The organism is Novosphingobium sp. LASN5T, assembly GCF_003856955.1.
GTDB lineage: Bacteria > Pseudomonadota > Alphaproteobacteria > Sphingomonadales > Sphingomonadaceae > Novosphingobium.
The window spans coordinates 1-15,876 of sequence record NZ_RQSI01000008.1 but is presented as its reverse complement, the minus strand read 5'-3'; the positions used below and the strand labels follow the sequence as shown (position 1 = coordinate 15,876).

General features: G+C 63.1%; 19 protein-coding genes and 1 pseudogene. 13 read left to right on the top strand and 7 right to left on the bottom strand.

Features of this window, described 5'->3' with window-relative positions:
• Nucleotides 1–4: 4 nt before the first annotated feature.
• From paaB to EH199_RS07375, 6 genes are all read left to right on the top strand, one after another.
• Entirely contained in the window at nucleotides 5–289 is a 285-nt protein-coding gene (gene paaB, locus EH199_RS07400) for a 1,2-phenylacetyl-CoA epoxidase subunit PaaB (RefSeq protein WP_070156426.1), read from the top strand.
• Nucleotides 289–1,137, top strand: coding sequence for a 1,2-phenylacetyl-CoA epoxidase subunit PaaC (gene paaC, locus EH199_RS07395; RefSeq protein WP_083276923.1), 849 nt, complete (start codon nucleotides 289–291; stop codon nucleotides 1,135–1,137). Before paaB ends, paaC begins: the two co-directional genes overlap by 1 nt.
• A gap of 5 nt (nucleotides 1,138–1,142) precedes the next feature.
• A complete protein-coding gene (gene paaD / locus EH199_RS07390; protein ID WP_070156442.1) occupies nucleotides 1,143–1,637 on the top strand; it encodes a 1,2-phenylacetyl-CoA epoxidase subunit PaaD in 495 nt (164 codons plus the stop codon).
• Nucleotides 1,628–2,722 carry a 2Fe-2S iron-sulfur cluster-binding protein gene (locus EH199_RS07385; RefSeq protein ID WP_223806539.1) on the top strand — a complete coding sequence of 365 codons (1,095 nt, stop codon included), beginning with the start codon at nucleotides 1,628–1,630 and terminating at the stop codon, nucleotides 2,720–2,722. Before paaD ends, EH199_RS07385 begins: the two co-directional genes overlap by 10 nt.
• A 7-nt stretch (nucleotides 2,723–2,729) precedes the next feature.
• The gene (locus EH199_RS07380) at nucleotides 2,730–3,503 is read left to right on the top strand and encodes an enoyl-CoA hydratase-related protein (RefSeq protein ID WP_070156424.1); all 774 of its coding nucleotides are present in this window, start codon (nucleotides 2,730–2,732) and stop codon (nucleotides 3,501–3,503) included.
• Nucleotides 3,504–3,707: 204 nt separating this feature from the next.
• Nucleotides 3,708–4,313 carry a TetR/AcrR family transcriptional regulator gene (locus EH199_RS07375; protein ID WP_070156423.1) on the top strand — a complete coding sequence of 202 codons (606 nt, stop codon included), beginning with the start codon at nucleotides 3,708–3,710 and terminating at the stop codon, nucleotides 4,311–4,313.
• A gap of 159 nt (nucleotides 4,314–4,472) precedes the next feature.
• Here EH199_RS07375 and EH199_RS07370 read toward each other — a convergent pair whose 3' ends face one another.
• Entirely contained in the window at nucleotides 4,473–5,345 is an 873-nt protein-coding gene (locus EH199_RS07370) for a LysR substrate-binding domain-containing protein (RefSeq protein ID WP_070156422.1), read from the bottom strand.
• 83 nt (nucleotides 5,346–5,428) lie between these two features.
• On the opposite strand from EH199_RS07370, the gene EH199_RS07365 reads away from it, so the two are divergent.
• The 3 genes from EH199_RS07365 to EH199_RS07355 are packed head-to-tail and all read left to right on the top strand — an operon-like array spanning nucleotide 5,429 to nucleotide 8,942.
• Nucleotides 5,429–6,463 (top strand): 3-hydroxyacyl-CoA dehydrogenase NAD-binding domain-containing protein, encoded by a 1,035-nt coding sequence (locus EH199_RS07365; RefSeq protein WP_223806527.1) that lies wholly within the window; start codon nucleotides 5,429–5,431, stop codon nucleotides 6,461–6,463.
• Between the two features lie 29 nt (nucleotides 6,464–6,492).
• Nucleotides 6,493–7,986, top strand: coding sequence for a CoA transferase (locus EH199_RS07360; protein ID WP_070156420.1), 1,494 nt, complete (start codon nucleotides 6,493–6,495; stop codon nucleotides 7,984–7,986).
• A gap of 53 nt (nucleotides 7,987–8,039) precedes the next feature.
• Nucleotides 8,040–8,942, top strand: coding sequence for a hypothetical protein (locus tag EH199_RS07355; protein ID WP_070156419.1), 903 nt, complete (start codon nucleotides 8,040–8,042; stop codon nucleotides 8,940–8,942).
• A gap of 107 nt (nucleotides 8,943–9,049) precedes the next feature.
• Here EH199_RS07355 and EH199_RS07350 read toward each other — a convergent pair whose 3' ends face one another.
• Nucleotides 9,050–9,892, bottom strand: coding sequence for a pirin family protein (locus tag EH199_RS07350; protein ID WP_070156418.1), 843 nt, complete (start codon nucleotides 9,890–9,892; stop codon nucleotides 9,050–9,052).
• A gap of 37 nt (nucleotides 9,893–9,929) precedes the next feature.
• The gene (locus tag EH199_RS07345) at nucleotides 9,930–10,514 is read right to left on the bottom strand and encodes an NADPH-dependent FMN reductase (protein ID WP_070156417.1); all 585 of its coding nucleotides are present in this window, start codon (nucleotides 10,512–10,514) and stop codon (nucleotides 9,930–9,932) included.
• Between the two features lie 77 nt (nucleotides 10,515–10,591).
• Here EH199_RS07345 and EH199_RS07340 point away from each other — a divergent pair, with 77 nt between their 5' ends.
• The 3 genes from EH199_RS07340 to EH199_RS07330 all read left to right on the top strand — a co-directional run bounded on the left by EH199_RS07340 (nucleotide 10,592) and on the right by EH199_RS07330 (nucleotide 12,562).
• A complete protein-coding gene (locus EH199_RS07340; RefSeq protein WP_070156416.1) occupies nucleotides 10,592–10,984 on the top strand; it encodes a helix-turn-helix domain-containing protein in 393 nt (130 codons plus the stop codon).
• A 123-nt stretch (nucleotides 10,985–11,107) separates the two neighbouring features.
• Nucleotides 11,108–11,677, top strand: coding sequence for a TetR/AcrR family transcriptional regulator (locus EH199_RS07335; protein WP_070156415.1), 570 nt, complete (start codon nucleotides 11,108–11,110; stop codon nucleotides 11,675–11,677).
• Between the two features lie 51 nt (nucleotides 11,678–11,728).
• Entirely contained in the window at nucleotides 11,729–12,562 is an 834-nt protein-coding gene (locus EH199_RS07330) for an SDR family NAD(P)-dependent oxidoreductase (protein ID WP_070156414.1), read from the top strand.
• A gap of 28 nt (nucleotides 12,563–12,590) precedes the next feature.
• On the opposite strand, the gene EH199_RS07325 is transcribed toward EH199_RS07330, so the two are convergent.
• Together EH199_RS07325 and EH199_RS07320 are read right to left on the bottom strand one after the other, a co-directional pair.
• A complete protein-coding gene (locus EH199_RS07325) occupies nucleotides 12,591–13,622 on the bottom strand; it encodes an alpha/beta hydrolase (RefSeq protein ID WP_223806526.1) in 1,032 nt (343 codons plus the stop codon).
• Nucleotides 13,623–13,631: 9 nt separating this feature from the next.
• Entirely contained in the window at nucleotides 13,632–14,483 is an 852-nt protein-coding gene (locus EH199_RS07320; protein WP_070156412.1) for an SDR family oxidoreductase, read from the bottom strand.
• A 97-nt stretch (nucleotides 14,484–14,580) separates the two neighbouring features.
• On the opposite strand from EH199_RS07320, the gene EH199_RS07315 reads away from it, so the two are divergent.
• Entirely contained in the window at nucleotides 14,581–14,994 is a 414-nt protein-coding gene (locus EH199_RS07315; RefSeq protein ID WP_070156441.1) for a helix-turn-helix domain-containing protein, read from the top strand.
• Between the two features lie 105 nt (nucleotides 14,995–15,099).
• On the opposite strand, the gene EH199_RS24355 is transcribed toward EH199_RS07315, so the two are convergent.
• Both EH199_RS24355 and EH199_RS07310 read right to left on the bottom strand, forming a co-directional pair.
• Nucleotides 15,100–15,243, bottom strand: a complete 144-nt coding sequence (locus EH199_RS24355; RefSeq protein ID WP_171905851.1) for a hypothetical protein — start codon at nucleotides 15,241–15,243, stop codon at nucleotides 15,100–15,102.
• 208 nt (nucleotides 15,244–15,451) lie between these two features.
• Nucleotides 15,452–15,748 (bottom strand): annotated as a pseudogene (locus tag EH199_RS07310) (phosphate acyltransferase); the annotation flags it as partial.
• Between the last annotated feature and the right edge of the window lie 128 nt (nucleotides 15,749–15,876).

Below are 15,876 nucleotides of genomic sequence, written 5' to 3'. Positions count from 1 at the left end.
TTTGATGAGCCACGATTGGCCGCTCTGGGAGGTCTTCATCCGGTCGAAAGGCGGGTTGAGCCATAAGCATGTCGGGTCGGTGCATGCGCCCGATGGGGAACTTGCCCTGCGTCATGCGCGCGACGTCTATACCCGGCGGCTGGAAGGCGTCAGCCTCTGGGTCGTACAGTCGAGCGATATCGTCGCTTCCGACCCGGACCAGTCCGGCCCGATGTTCGAGCCGGCGGAGACGAAGATCTATCGCCATCCGACCTTCTACGACATCCCAGACGCCGTGGGGCATATGTGATGGCGCCGTCGCTTCCGACCATCCAGCCGGGCGATGTGGCTAATGCCGAAAAGGCGCGGGCGGGCGGCAGCTTCGACGCGGGCGAAGCGGTCGAGCATCATGGGGCGCTCTTCGACTATCTTCTGCGCCTTGGCGATGACAGCCTGATCCTGGGTCAGCGTCTCACCGAATGGTGCGGGCATGCGCCGGCGCTCGAGATCGACCTCAGCCTCGCCAATATCGGTCTCGACCTGATCGGTCAGGCGAGCCTGTTCCTCAACCTGGCGGGCGAGGTGGAGGGAAAGGGCCGCGATGGCGACAGGCTGGCTTTCCATCGGGATGTTCTTGCCTTCCGCAATTGCCTGCTCGTCGAGCAACCGAACGGCGATTTCGCGCAGACCATCGCGCGGCAATTCCTGTTTTCCACCATGCAGCTGTCGCTGTTCGAACGACTGACCGGCTCGTCCGATCACCGGATCGCGGAGATTGCCGCCAAGGCGGTCAAGGAAGTGCGCTACCATGCCGAGCTTGCCTCCGACTGGGTGGTCCGGCTCGGAGACGGTACCGAGGAAAGCCGGCGGCGCATGGTCGACGGCCTGGACTGGTTCTGGCGCTTCGTTGACGAGATGTTCCAGAGCGATGAGATCGAGCAGTCCTTGACCCGCGCGGGTATCGCGGTCGATCGGGCGGAACTTCGCCAGGGTTTCGACGCGACCGTCGGAAACGTGCTGCGCGACGCCACCTTGCCCCTCCCCGAATATCCCCGCGCCCTTACTGGCGGCCGGATCGGCCATCATGGCGAGCATCTCGGCCATCTGCTCGCAACGATGCAGTATCTGCCGCGCACCTACCCTGACGCGGTCTGGTGATCGGCATGGTTTCCGAGGTCCTTGACGATGCCGTTGCCGACCGGATCATGGCGGTTCTCGCTACCGTTCCCGATCCGGAGATACCGGCGGTGTCGGTGACGGACCTGGGCATCGTCCGCGGCGTGCGTTGCGATCCTCCGGTCGTGACCATCACGCCAACCTACACCGGCTGCCCCGCGACGCTGGTCATCGAGGCATCCGTCCGCGCGGCTCTCGACGAAGCCGGCTTTGCCGATGTGGGGATCAAGACGGTCCTTTCGCCGCCATGGACGACCGACTGGATCAGCGACGAGGGACGCGAGAAGCTGCGCGCCTATGGCATCGCACCGCCACCCAAAGGCGCCGGATCGCGATCGCTTCGGGCTGACTCTCCTGCCGAATGTCCCCGCTGCGGATCGCTGCATACGCAGGAGGTCAGCCGTTTCGGATCGACCCCGTGCAAGGCGCTGTGGCGCTGCCTCGACTGCCAAGAACCGTTCGATCGCTTCAAATGTCATTAGGAACGCCAATGTCGACCGCTTTCCATCCGCTCAAGATCCTGGACGTCGCCCACGAAACCGATCAGGCGATCGCGGTGACGCTCGAGCCTGATCCGTCGCTTGCCGAGACCTTTGCCTTTCTTCCGGGACAGCATCTGACTTTCCGCGCGGAAATCGCCGGGCAGGATGTGCGCCGCAACTATTCGATCTGCGCGGCACCGGGCAACGGCCCGCTGCGGGTCGCCATCAAGCAGGTGGAAGGCGGACTTTTCTCCGGCTGGGCGCTTCAATCATTGAAGGCGGGCGATATCATCGAAACGATGGCACCGCGCGGCCATTTCACCTGGAAATTCGAGCCCGAGGCTCGGCATCATTATCTGGCCTTCGCCGCGGGCTCGGGCATCACGCCGGTTCTCTCGCTCATCAGGACGGGCCTGGCGATCGAGCAAGACAGTCGTTTCACGCTGCTCTATGGCAATCGGAGTTCCTCCTCGATCATGTTTCTCGAGGAACTCGCCGCGCTGAAGGACCGCTATCTGGGTCGGCTCCAGATCTATCATTTCCTCACCAGCGAGTTCGACGATATCGAATTGTTCAACGGTCGCCTGGACGAGGCGCGGATCGCCATGGTCCTGGACTCGCTTGTCGACCCGGCCGCGATCGATGTCGCGTTCATCTGCGGTCCGGGTGCCATGATGGACGCCGCCGAGCTGGCGATGCTGGGCGCGGGCCTGTCGCCGGAACATGTCCTGACCGAGCGCTTTTCCACCGGCGAGGAGAGCGAGACGGAACGGCAAGCGGATCGTGAGAGCCGCCGGAAGGCGCAGGGCCTGCGGATGGAAGTTCGTGTCGACGGACGGCGCCGGGCCATCGAATTCGATGCCGAGAAGGGCAATATCCTCGAGAGCGCCCGGGCCTCCGGACTCCCTGCGCCCTATGCGTGCAAGGCGGGCGTGTGCGCGACCTGTCGGGCCAAACTGGTCGCTGGCGAGGTCACCATGAAAAAGAATTACGGATTGAGCCCGCAGGAAGTCGAGCAGGGTTACATCCTGACCTGCCAGTCCATCCCGGCCGGCGAGGGTGTGGTTGTCGACTATGACAGCTGAGGCCCCCATGCTGCTCGCGTCGCGGCCTTCCGATGGCGTGTTGCTGCTGACCCTCAACCGGCCGGCAAGCCGCAACGCTCTCGCGACGCCTCTGCTCGAGATGATCGCCCGCGAGCTGATGGGCGCGGCCGACGATGATACCATTCGCTGTGTCGTCCTTGCCGGAAACGAGAAGGTATTCGCGGCGGGTGCCGATCTTGGGGAACTGGAGCGCTCCGACGGAAAGGAGCCGATCGCCGGGCCGCGCTGGAACGCCTGGGCCTGTATCGCGGGCTTCCCCAAACCGCTGGTGGCGGCGGTCGAGGGCTGGTGCCTCGGCGCGGGCTGCGAACTGATGCTGCGCTGCGACATCGTTGTCGCGGCCGAAAATGCCAGGATCGGCCAGCCCGAAACCAATCTCGGGATCATCCCTGGGGCAGGGGGCACTGCGCTCCTGCCGCGCCTCGTAGGACGGGCCGCCGCCCTGGATATGGTGCTGACGGGCGAGCCGATCCACGCCAGGCGCGCATATGATCTCGGGCTGATCGCGCGGCTGGCCCGGGACGGCGAGGCCTTGTCCGATGCGCTGACCCTTGCAAGCAAGCTCGCCTCGCGCGCACCTCGCGCGCTCAAGGCTGCGAAGGCCAGCATAAGAGACGCCGCGGATCGTTCCTTGAGCGAGCATCTCTGCGCCGAGCGCCAGCGCTTTCTTGCACTGCTCGCCGGTCCGGAGAAAGCCGAGGGCATCGCGGCCTTCCGCGAACGACGCGATCCGGTCTGGCCGGCAATGTCCTGCGGCTGATGGCCAAGGCCCTGGTCCGGTGACGGGGGCCATCGGGCAAGGCGCACATGTGGCCGGTCGATCCCGTCTGGAATGGCTATTGGTCGCTTGCAGCAGCTGCCGTCCTCTCGAGGCCGACCGGCCGGTCAATCATTGCTTGAGAATTTCGGGCCGATCCGGATAATAGGGTCGGTTCTTATACTCTTGTGTGGATTGGACGGATTGATGGCGCGCACCCAGGCCCCGGATTATGAGGAGCGCCGCATAGCGATCGTCGACAAGGCAGCCGAACTCTTTGCTCGGCGCGGCTTCACCGGCGCATCCCTCTCCGATCTCGCCGCAGCGTGCCAGACGTCCAAGTCGCTCATCTACCATTATTTCCCTTCGAAGGAGGATATTCTTTACGAGGTGATGTCTTCGCACATCGATCAGCTCGTGGAGGATACCCATCAGGTGGCCCGGGAAGGCGGGCGAGCCGCCGACCAGTTCAACAGGCTGATCCATGCCTTCCTGCGCCACTATATGGGCGCGGCGAGCCGCCAGAAAGTGCTGTTGAACGAGCTGGCGCATTTGCCAGACGCAATGCGTGAAACGATCGTGAGCAAGCAGCGCCAGGTGGTCGAAGTGACCCAGAAGCTACTCACCGCTCTCACCCCGGGTCTGGCCGGCGACCCGAAACGGGCACGCGTCCAGACCATGCTGCTCTTCGGGATGATCAACTGGACCCACACCTGGTACGATCCTGACGGAGACATAAAGATCGACGAACTGGCGGAAATGGTTCTCGAGCTGATCGGCAAGAAATCCGCGAGCGGCAAACGGGCAGCATAGCAATCTGCTGTCATCCCGTTCGCTATTGTAACGGCACGATGATGCTGAGCGGAGCTCTTTCGCTCACTGACATACGAACTGCCCAGGCTGATGATGCGCGGGGCAGACCCCCGGCATGATCGTGGCCGGTGAGCCGACCACCGGGCATGGGCTGTACGACTAGGCCCGCCACCCTTTTCGCACAGCTTCCATCAAATGCCTGGAGCGGGATGCGTTCTTGGGCCGGTAGCCGATCATGAGCGGGATTGGGGAAGGTCCGTCGACGAGAGGACGCGTGATGACGCGCGGGAGCAGGAGCTGGTCGGCATATTTCGGCAAAAGCGAAAAGCCTCCGACCGTGAGGATGAGCGACAGCGCCGAGGCAATGTTGGCGGCCGTGTGGACCGGGCGCAGCGGCAGGTCCTTGCGCTGCGCCCAGGCGTCGATGGCCACGCGCAGAGCCGGGGCGGACCGACGCCCGACTGACACATAGGTCTGATCGATCAGGTCCTCGAAGACGAGCTCGGGCTTCGCAGCCAGAGCATGGTCGTCGCGCAGAAAGGCGGTGAGGCCGTGATAGCCCGCAATCTCGAAATGGATATCCACCGCGTCTTCGTCCTGACGCATGAAAGCCATATCGATGTTCCCGGCGCGCAACTCCTCGATCAGTCGCGGAGATGAGGCGCTCATCACGCGAATTTCCGCTTCGGGGGAATGCTTCCGGGCAAGTTCGACCACCCTGGGCAGTGTCGACAGTTCAAGCCCGGGGAGGACCCCCAGCCTCAACACAGCCGGAGTATTTCTGGCCGCCGCAGCCGCGTCATCGACTTCTTTCAACACGCGCCGGCTTCGTTCCAGGAACACGAGGCCCGGATCGGTAAGCACCACGCCACGAGACCGTCGTTCGAAGAGCTTCACGCCCAGCTCTTCTTCAAGCTCGAGCAACTGCCGGCTCAGTGACGGCTGCGAGGTATGCAGCCGGGATCGCGCTGCCGTGCTGACGCTTCCGGATTCCGCGACGGCAACGAAGTATCGGATGTGGCGCAGTTCCAACCATGCCTCCTGAGCATAGCTTGTAGCGCTAGCAAGTCTTGGTGTGTCTGGCAACGCAGGCATAGATTTGGCGCAAGAGATGGGTGGACATCGCCAATCAGACACCCGCCCACCTCGAACATTTTTTAGGCTTGTCCGCATCTCGTCGAGATCTGCGCAAGCAAAACGGAGAAATCATCGTGGCGACACCTCAAAAAATCGGCATCGTCGGTTGCGGCGTCATCGGCGCCAGTTGGGCGGCTTATTATCTGGCTCGCGGATTTGACGTTGGCGCAACCGATCCCGCGCCCGGTGCCGAGCAGAAGCTGCGGGATCTCGTCGCGCAATATTGGCCCGCGCTCGTCAAGATCGGGCTCGCGCCCGGCGCGTCCCAGGACCGGCTGACCTTCGATGCCGACCCCGTGAGCGCGCTGGCCGGCGTCGGCTTCGTGCAGGAGAACGGACCCGAGCGCGTCGACGTCAAACGCGCGCTGCTCGCCGAGATTTCGGCAGCCGTCGCCGATGACGTGATCATCGCCACCTCCTCGTCGGGAATTCTCATCTCCGACATCCAGGGCGGCGCGCGCAATCCCGAGCGGGTCGTGCTCGGTCACCCCTTCAACCCGCCGCATCTGATCCCGCTCGTCGAGGTCGTGGGCGGCAAGGAAACCTCCGACGAGGCGGTCGAACGGGCGATCAATTTCTATCGCGCGATCGGCAAGAAGCCGATCCATATCCGGCGCGAGGTCAAGGGCCATGTCGCCAACCGGCTGCAGGCGGCGCTGTGGCGCGAGGCTTTCTACCTGGTCGATCAGGGCATCGCTTCGGTGTCCGACATCGACACCGCCATCGCGCATGGCCCGGGCCTGCGCTGGGCGCTGCTCGGACCGTTCCTCAACCTCCATCTGTCAGGCGGCAGCGGTGGTATCGGCCATGTGATCGACCATCTCGGACCGCCGATCGAGTCCTGGTGGCGCGATCTCGGCGACCTCTCCTTCACGCCCAAGGTCAAGACCGAGGCGATGCAGGGCGTCGAGGACGAATTGAGCGGCCGGGAACTCGCAACGCTCCAGGAGGAGCGCGACGACACGCTGATCCAACTCCTCGCCCTCAAGGCCCAGGCTCCTCAGCTGCCCTGAGCTTCTCTCTCAAGACATTGGATGACGTGATGACCAGCATGATCCAGGACCGCATTGCCGCGGCGCTCTCGGCGCCGCTCACATCCGACGATCGCATCGATCCCGCCAGGGAGCTGCGGGAGGTGTTGGACGGGGTAGGTCTCGACCCCACCGACGCCGGAGGAACGGTCACATTCTCCGGCAAGGACCCGATCATCTCCAGCCCCTGGCCGCTTGCCACCATGGCGGGCGTGTCGCTGATGGCCAAGGCGGTGGCCTTCGCGGGGATCTGGAAGACGCGGACCGGCGAGGGACAGGACCTGTCGGTCGACCTGCGCCAGGTGCTCCACCGGCTATGCCCCTTCTACGACAAGAAGTGGGAGATGCTGAACGGATATGCGCCGGGTACACCGTCCGACCCGGCCAATCCGTTCATGCCGAGCCACATGTACCAGACGCGAGACGGCCGCTGGCTGCAGTTGCTCAACATCTATCCCCGGACCAAATCGGCGGCGCTCGCCTTGCTCGGGTGCAGCGACAGCGTCAGCGCCATCGCGGCCGCGGTTCGCGAGCATGACGGGCTCGCGCTCGAGGAGCGTTTCAACCAGGCCGGTCTGCAGGCGACATTGGTGCGCACCGCCGAGGAATTCACGCAGACCGAGCAGTTCGGCTATCTGAAGGATATGCCACTCGTCGAGATCACGAAGATCGGCGACAGCGATCCGGTTCCGTTCACCGCCGATCCACGAACGCCCCTCGACGGGATCCGGGCGCTCGGACTTGGCCGGGTGATCGCCGGCGCCGGCCTGGGCCGCGCTCTCGCCTATCATGGCGCGGACGTCCTCAACCTGTGGGGACCGGGCGACTTCGAGATGGACCTGACCTATTACACGGCGAACGTCGGAATGCGGTCCGCGACCATGGATCTCAAGCGCGCCGACGAGATGACGCGCTTCAAGGCGCTGCTGGGCGATGCCGACCTCTTCTTTTCCAATCGGCGCCCGGGCTTCCTTGGTCGCTACAACCTGACGGCCGAGCAGCTCGCCGAAATCAAGCCCGGCCTCATCCATGTCGACATGTCGCTCTATGGCTGGCGCGGTCCCTGGGCGGATCGTATCGGCTTCGACCAGAATGCCGGCGGCGTCAGCGGCGTGTTCGCCCGCGAAGGCACGCCCGAGCGGCCGCAGCTGACCGAGATATTCGTCGTCAACGACTACGCCATGTCGTGGATCGCCAGCGTTGCCGTCGCGGCTGCGCTTCAACGCCGCGCGACCGAGGGCGGCAGCTATCGTATCCGGATCTCGCTCGCACGGCTGTCGATCTGGCTCCTGCACATGGGCATCTTCGACAAGGCCTATGCCGCTGCGATCGCGGGCACTGCCGGCGATCATGAATATCTCGCGCCCGAGCTGTTCGAAGCGGACACGCCATGTGGGCATTATCAGGGGGTCACCGACCAGGTTCGGATGTCCCGCACGCCCGGCTTCTACGCGACGCCGCTGGTGCCTCGCGGCTCGGGCAAGGCTGAATGGCTCGCGCGCTGAGATCCTCGCCGCCCGCCAGATGAGGCAGGGTCGGTTGCAATCGGAGATGTGAGATGAACGAATACACGGCTGCGCAGGGCCGTCTGGCCCTGCTGGATGTCTACAAGCGGCAGTTGGTGGTGATTGAGCGTGAGAGCGGCAAGATCCTCCTGACGGTGGAGAATGTCGGCCACCCCGACGGTATCCAGGTCGATGCGGCAAAAGGTTATTTCTACTGGACCGACATGGGCCCCCATCGCGAAGGCGAGGACTTCTTCGAGCCGGACGGCACCATCCGGCGCTGCCGCCTCGACGGCACTGGCGATACCCAGCTGGTCGGCGACGGCGCGATCTACACGCCCAAGCAGCTCCAATTGGATCATGACGCCGGCATGCTCTACTGGTGCGACCGCGAAGGCGGCCGGGTCATGCGCAGCAGGGTCGACGGGAGCGGGCTGGAAACGCTGGTGGAGCGGGGCAGGGGAGGCGCCTATCCCCGCGACAAGCTCGACCAATGTGTCGGCATCGCGCTCGATGCCGCGCACGGCAAGCTCTACTGGACCCAGAAGGGGCCCAAGAAAGCAGGTCTCGGCCGTATCTTCCGCGCCGGCATTGAGCTTGCCCAAGGTGAGCAGCCCTGGAACCGGTCCGACATCGAGCTGCTCGTGGACGCGCTTCCTGAACCCATCGATCTCGAAATCGACGAGGAACGGGGCCTGCTCTACTGGACCGATCGCGGCGCTGAGCCCGATGGCAACTCCTTGAACCGCGCCCGCATCACGGCTACCGGCCTGGAAGGGCACGAGGTTCTGGTTCGCGGCTTTGAGGAAACGATCGGCCTGACGCTCTGCCCTGGTGACAATGTCGCCTATGTGTCGGACCTGTCGGGCCGCGTCTATCGCATCGACCTTGAGACCATGGAACGGACGGTGCTGTACGACCAGGGTCAGGCGGTAACCGGCCTCGTGCTCTTCTGATCACCGTCGGCCCTCGCCAGGCGTCGCTTCCTTGAGGGGGCAGTACAGACGGGAAGCCAAGACTGTGCGCATCGCCAGGGTTTTGGTTTCCGGCGCCCCTGTTCAATTCATGCGAACAGCCCTGCCTGATAGTCGCGCGCGGCCTGTACGAGTTCAGTGGCCGTGGTCATGACGAAAGGGCCACGCGCAGCGACGGATTCGTTGATCGGCGGGGCGTGGCCGTAGATGATCGTTCCGCCATCAGTCGACGTCACGGTGACGCGGTCGCCCATATCGCCGAACATCACGCGGCTATACTGCTCGACCCTTTCGCCGCCGATGATGACGTCCCCCTCGATCACGTAGAGGAAGAGGCTGCGTCCCTCCGGCGCCGGCAACACCACCGTTCCACCAGGCGCTAGGTCAACGACGAGCATTGTCGCGTCTGTCAGCGAACGGATCGGAGCCATGGTGTCCTCGAAGCGACCCGCGACGACGTTGACGGTGGCGCGGCCGCCATCGATCTCAATCGACGGGATGTCTTCAGCCTCGAGCCCGACATAATGCGGCGGGGCGTCTTTGAGCGCCGAGGGAAGGTTGAGCCAGAGTTGGAGGACTTCGAGCGGTCCGCCGTCCTTCCTGAAGGCTGGCGGGGCGGACTCGTTGTGGACAATGCCCGAGCCGGCCGTCATCCATTGCACGCCGCCGCCATGAACAATCCTGGGCGACGAGCGGCTGTCCTCGTGCAGCAGCGCGCCGGTGCGGACGAAGGTTATCGTCTCGAACCCCCGATGTGGATGGGGCGCAAAGGGCAGGCCATGATTGTTCGGCGGATAGACCTGCGGCCCGTGATGGACGATCAGCAGGAAAGGCGTGGGGCCAGACATGGTCACCGGCGGGATGCGGGTGATCAGGTCGTGATTGTCCTCGCGCCGCGCGACGCCTTTGTTGACGATCGTCCGTTCGGTCATGGTCTCTCCCTGTTTCGAAACGCACCCCGTGATCGGGTCAGCCGGCTTTCGCCTGCTTGCCTTCTCGGTAGCCCTTGAGCGCGCCGCCCCAGCCAAGCAGCTCGTCGAGCATCGTATTGAGTGCGGTCGCCTGCACGTCGCGCGGCTTGAACGTGGAGAAATTCTCAAAGTCGTCGAACAGCGATAGCGCGACCTGCGAACGCACATCCGCGATGTGCAATTCTCCGACGATACCGCGCAGATGCTCGACGGCGCGAACGCCGCCCGTGCTGCCATAGCTCACGAAACCCGCAGCCTTGTCGTGCCACTCGTAGAACAGGAAATCGATCGCGTTCTTGAGCGCACCGGAGGTCGAATGGTTATATTCCGGCGTCACGAACACGAGGGCATCGAGCGGTGCGATCGCGCCCGACCAGGCTTTGGAATGCTCCTTGGTGAAGGGTTGCCGCAGCGACGGCGGGAACGGCTCGTCGAGCACCGGCAGGTTGAAACTCTCGATATCGACGAGATGAAAGGCGGCGTCCTTGCGCTGCGAGGCGAGTTCATGGACCCAACGCGCTACCGCTTCGCCATTGCGGCCGGGCCGCGTGCTTCCGATGATGATTCCTACATTCAGCGTCATGAGGCAGCCTCCGGCTTACAAAAAGGAAGTGACGCTATATTGGTAAGTTCCTCGAACGGCTGCAAGGAGGCACATGCATGATAGTCCCGAACAGCGATGTCAGCGATCAGCTCCAGCAGGTGGCCGAGGGCTGCGAGATCACGCGAGACGTCTTGCAGCGGATTGGCGATAAATGGACCGTGCTGGTCATTATGAGCCTTGCCGGCGGGCCTCGTCGCTTCTCGGAAATCGCGCGTCTGGTGCCAGACATTTCGCAGCGCATGCTGACCTTGACGCTTCGTGGGCTGGAACGGGACGGTCTCGTCACGCGGACGGTGACGCCGACCGTTCCGGCGCGCGTCGACTACGCGCTCACGCCGCTCGGGCGCTCGTTGCAGAAACCTGTTGCCGCGCTGGGAAAATGGGCTCGCGCCCATCAGGACATGATCAAAGCTGCCCGTGTCGCCTTCGATGGCCGGCTCCGTGAATGATCCCGGACGCAGGTTTGGCATGCCACAGCTCGCCATGCACGTCGGTTGACAATCGTACTAAATATGTCAAATCTGTAAATCAGAGGGCCGCCCGTTTCTGAAGAGCCCGCCGCAGAGAGACCCATGAACACCGAGCCCGGCGACACGTATGACGCGATCCTCACGGCCGCGCTTGAGGTCTTCCTCCGGTACGGCTTCGCCAAGACATCGATGAAGGATCTCGCGCAGGCGGCCGGCCTGTCACGGCAAGGTCTCTACCTGCATTTTGGCAGCAAGGATTCCATCTTCGAGGCGATGGTCGCAGGGAACCTGCGCGATGCGGGCGGTACGGTGCGGCGGGCGCTCCGGCGGGCTGATTGCAGCATTGAAGACAGGCTGGCCGAGGCATTCGAGGTCGCGCACGGCGCAGGCATTGGCTCTCCATTGCTGGACGAACTCATAGAGGAGAGCCGAAAACGTTGCCCGCTTGCGGTCGGAGCGTTCGAAACGACGCTCCTGTCCGAGGTCACCGAAGCCCTGTCGGTGGCGCAGGTTGCGGATCGATGGAAAGCGGAAAAGCTTTCGGCAGCCGAGCTGGCGCAGCACCTCGTCCACGCCTCGGTCGGCATAAAGCATGAAGTCGCCTCGCCCAATGCATATCGGGCAGGAATTCGTCTGGCCGTGCAGATCATATGCCGCAGCCCGCGTGGCTAGACCCGATCCAGCCATCGCGAAACCGATCGTTCCATAAGAAAGAACCGACCAATGCAGAAGACCATCATCATAACCGGAGCCAGCGATGGAATTGGAGCGGCAGCAGCGCGGAAGCTCAAATCGCTTGGCCACACCGTCATCCTGGTGGGCCGTTCGCGGTCGAAGACCGAGGCGATGGCCCGCGAACTGTCTGTGCCCTTCCATCTGGCCGACTATGCCACGCTTGGTGATGTGCAGCGACTGGCGGACGAACTGCAACATTATGATCGCATCGATGTGCTCGCGAACAATGCGGGCGGTATCATGGGGAACCGCGAACTGACCGAGGACGGGTTCGAGAAAACCTTTCAGGTGAACCATCTCGCGCCGTTCCTTCTGGTCAAGCTGCTGATGCCCGAACTGATCGCAAGTCGTTCCACCGTCATCCAGACCGCAAGCGAAGCCGCGAACATGTGGGGCGGCGGTTTTGACCTCAGCGACCTCAACAACGAGCGCGACTACGCACCGCAGAAGGCTTATGGCCGGGCAAAGCTGGCGAACATATTGTTCACCAGGGAACTCGATCGTCGGCACCGACCGGACGGCATTTCCGCCGTGGCGTTCCATCCCGGCGTCGTCCGCTCCAGCTTTGCAAGCGACACCACGCATTTCATGCGCTTTATCTATCACACGCCGCTGAAGTACCTCATCACGATAAGCCCTGAGAAGGCGGCAACCGGTCTGGTCGACCTTGCCGAGGGAACCCCGGGCAGCGATTGGGAATGTGGCGGGATGTATGCGAACGGGAAGCCGATGAAGGTGGGCTTCAAAGACGATGGATCGATTGCCAGGGGACTGTGGGACCGGAGCGAGGCGATGCTTAAGCCGTGGCTTGGTCAAGGCTAGCAAATCGTAGACGCTTTCAGAGACCTTGCTAAGAAAGGTTTTGCCGCAGGAAGGCTCCCGCGCGTTCGGAAGCCTCGACCGCTGTGTTCAGGACGCCGGCCATTTCGATGAACCCATGCACCATGCCGAGAATTTCGACATAGTCCACCGGCACACCGGCCGATTGGAGCGCGTCCCGGTACAGGCGACCGTCATCGCGGAGCGCGTCGCATTCCCCGCTGAAGATCAGCGCCGGCGGCAAGCGATCGAAGGTGGAGGCGAGGAGAGGGGAGACCCTTGGATCGCGAGGATCGATATCGGAAACGAAAGGATCGGACATGGCGTGCATCGCGTCCAGCGTCAGTGGTGGCACATTGCCGTTTTCGACCCGAGACGAAAATGCCCAGCCGGTCGGGGATAGATCACCGCAAGGGTAGAACAGCACCTGCGCGCGAAACTGAACCTCGTCGCGCAGTTGTTGCGTCGCGACGGCGGCAAGGCTGCCCCCGGCGCTGTCGCCCGCAACGGCAAGCCGCTGGGGATCCAGAGCGAACTCGCCGGCATGCTCCGCGAGCCATCGGATAGCGGCCACGACATCGTCGGGGCCGGCAGGAGCAGGATATTCGGGCGCCAGACGATAGCCGATCGCAACCACGGTCACGCCGCTATTGTGGACGAGCCGCCGACAGACCTTGTCGTGACTGTCCAGGTCGCCGAGCGACCAGCCGCCGCCGTGGATGTACACGGTTGCGGCTCCCGGCGAACTGGGGGTCTGCGGAACATAGAGGCGCAGCGGGATCGCTCCCGCGGGCCCCATGGCCTTGATGTCGCGTACCTCGCCGACGGGCAGCACCTCGCCGCCCAATGTCGCGCCGATCTGCTTGTATGCTTCGCGCATCTCAGCGATCGGCAGAGTATCGAGCGGCGGCGCACCCGATTCGTTCATCGCCTCCAGGACCGCGCGGACGTCGGGCGCCAGCCGCGCCGGATCGAAGGGTTTTGCCTGCATCTCGTCAATCTCCGTTGAAGCGCAACGGCGCGCCGGCGTCGTTGCTGTCAGTTTCAGATAAATGATGCCCAAGCATGTCGCTCAGAGGGATTTGAGCGCGCGTTCAACGCTCGTTGCCAGCGGCGTCGTCGGACGCCCGATGAGCTGCGACAAGGTGCGCTCCGATCCATAAAGCGCGCCCTGCGAGGCGCTGACATCATAGGAAGCGATGGCTGCGGCCAACTCCTTGGGCAAACCGGCACCTTCGAGCGCTGCGGCGTAATCGGCTGCGGGAAGATTATGATAGGGAATGTTCTTGCCGGTCTGTCGCGATATTTCGGCCGCAAGGTCGGTCAGGGTCCAGGCTTCGTCGCCGGCCAGTTCATAGGTCATGTTCTCATGACCCGGAGTGGTCAATACGGCGACGGCGGCTTCGGCAAGGTCCTCCCGGGTCGCGGAGGATATCCTGCCATCACCCGCGCTGCCGATCAGCGCGCCGTTGGTCAGCGCAGGGCCGACGGAGCCGGTATAGTTCTCGGTATACCAACCGTTGCGCAGGAGCGTGTAGGCAAGACCCGACGATTTCAGTTCGGCTTCGGTTGCCCGGTGCTCGTCCGCCAGGCTCAAGCTGGACACGTCCGCGTGAAGCACGCTCGTATAAACGATGCGCTCGACCCCCGCTTTCTTCGCGGCCGCGATTACATTGGCGTGCTGGACGGCTCGCTTGCCGATCTCGCTGGAGGAGATCAGCAACAGGGTGTTGACGCCGCGGAGAGGCGCATCGAGCGTAGCAGGAGCGGAATAGTCGATCGGCTGGGCAGCAACCCCAAGAACCTCAGTCTGCTCCGGTCGGCGGACCAGGGCGAGAAGATCGCCGGCAGACACCTTCTGCTTGAGCTTGTCGATGACAATATGGCCCAGCTGGCCGGCTGCAGCCGTTACTGCGATCGTCATGGCAAATATCTCCGCGTTGAATCAGGGTAGGAGGGCTTGCCTCGATATAGCGTCCGCCATTATTCTTGGTAAGTACATACAAAAAGGTAAGTTTAGGATGGCGCTCGAAAAGTCCGCCCGCACGTCCGAACCATCGGAGCGGAAAACCCTTCCCGACAGGCTCCTACGCGGCGATGTTCTGACGCCCGCATGCCCCTCCCGCGAGATCCTCAACCATCTCACCAGCCGGTGGGGCATATTGGCGCTCATCGCGTTGCTCCCTGGAACCATGCGGTTCAGCCAACTGCGTCGTCGGATCGGCGGGGTCAGCGAGCGGATGCTGGCGCAGACGCTTCAGCTGCTCGAAAAGGACGGTATGGTGGAGCGGCGCGCCTTCAACGTCGTCCCGCCGCATGTGGAATACACGCTTACGCCGATGGGCATGCAGGCGGCCGTTAAGGTACGAGACCTCGCCGACTGGGTGGAATCCAACCTGGAGACGCTCCTCCAGGCGAGAAGCGAAGACGGCTGAAGCCACACGGGGCATGGATGTCAGGAGCATCACCGCAAGAGCCGATCCTGTCAAAGCCGCTCGCCGGCGCGCATCGGTACCAGCATGGCGGCCGCCCAAGGGTTATTACTCGAGACGCAGGATGGGCTTGACGGTCTTGGCGCTCTCGCAGTCCGCGACCGCCTGGTCGATATCGGCGAAGTCATAGAACTGACCCTGTTCCTGCAATACACCCGGCCAGAACGAGAGACGGCCTTTCGAGCCAATCACCCATCGCTTTGAGAACTGCCTGGACGTCTGGAACTGAGCACGCTGGATCGAATGGTTTCTCCTGCATATCGTAAAACTCCGTTCAAGGGCTGGATAGGCATAGAGGTCGGCTCGGGTACACCAGTGGAAACACAATCTCGCCATCGTCGTCAGCGGTAAATCACGGCCTCTGCCTGTGCGGGTCGTGTCTTTGCCGGTCGTAGCGCTGCTAAGTGTTCTGCATCTCATCGGTCGCGACGATCGCCGTGAGATTGAGGATGCCACGCGCCGTCACGCTGGGGGTAAGAACATGAATCGGCCTGGAGAGGCCCATCAGCATCGGACCGACGACAGGCGAATTCGATGAAGCGGAGAGCGCCGTCAACGTAATGTTGGCGGCATCGAGATTGGGCATTACCAGCAAGTTCGCCGGTCCTTTCAGCGGGCTGTCGGTAACCAGCCTTTCGCGCAGACGATGCGAGAGCGCGGCATCAGCGTGCATTTCACCATCGACGATGAGTTCCGGTTGTTGAGTTGCACTGAGAAGTGACCCGGGAGGGTTATAAGTTTTCACTGAGAATTGACCCATGTTTTCCTCGCCCCTGGCTAACAGTCAGGAGGCATCGGAGTGATCGACATGGACTTACTCAGTGT

Coding starts and splice junctions, on each gene's coding strand:
- EH199_RS07375 (WP_070156423.1), top strand. CDS start 3,708: ATGGCGCGCACCCAGGCCCCGGATTATGAGGAGCGCCGCATAGCGATC.
- EH199_RS07350 (WP_070156418.1), bottom strand. CDS start 9,892: ATGACCGAACGGACGATCGTCAACAAAGGCGTCGCGCGGCGCGAGGAC.
- EH199_RS07385 (WP_223806539.1), top strand. CDS start 1,628: ATGTCATTAGGAACGCCAATGTCGACCGCTTTCCATCCGCTCAAGATC.
- paaB (WP_070156426.1), top strand. CDS start 5: ATGAGCCACGATTGGCCGCTCTGGGAGGTCTTCATCCGGTCGAAAGGC.
- EH199_RS07320 (WP_070156412.1), bottom strand. CDS start 14,483: ATGACGATCGCAGTAACGGCTGCAGCCGGCCAGCTGGGCCATATTGTC.
- EH199_RS07345 (WP_070156417.1), bottom strand. CDS start 10,514: ATGACGCTGAATGTAGGAATCATCATCGGAAGCACGCGGCCCGGCCGC.
- EH199_RS07380 (WP_070156424.1), top strand. CDS start 2,730: ATGCTGCTCGCGTCGCGGCCTTCCGATGGCGTGTTGCTGCTGACCCTC.
- EH199_RS07340 (WP_070156416.1), top strand. CDS start 10,592: ATGATAGTCCCGAACAGCGATGTCAGCGATCAGCTCCAGCAGGTGGCC.
- paaC (WP_083276923.1), top strand. CDS start 289: ATGGCGCCGTCGCTTCCGACCATCCAGCCGGGCGATGTGGCTAATGCC.
- EH199_RS07335 (WP_070156415.1), top strand. CDS start 11,108: ATGAACACCGAGCCCGGCGACACGTATGACGCGATCCTCACGGCCGCG.
- EH199_RS07330 (WP_070156414.1), top strand. CDS start 11,729: ATGCAGAAGACCATCATCATAACCGGAGCCAGCGATGGAATTGGAGCG.
- EH199_RS07315 (WP_070156441.1), top strand. CDS start 14,581: ATGGCGCTCGAAAAGTCCGCCCGCACGTCCGAACCATCGGAGCGGAAA.
- EH199_RS07360 (WP_070156420.1), top strand. CDS start 6,493: ATGACCAGCATGATCCAGGACCGCATTGCCGCGGCGCTCTCGGCGCCG.
- EH199_RS07355 (WP_070156419.1), top strand. CDS start 8,040: ATGAACGAATACACGGCTGCGCAGGGCCGTCTGGCCCTGCTGGATGTC.
- paaD (WP_070156442.1), top strand. CDS start 1,143: ATGGTTTCCGAGGTCCTTGACGATGCCGTTGCCGACCGGATCATGGCG.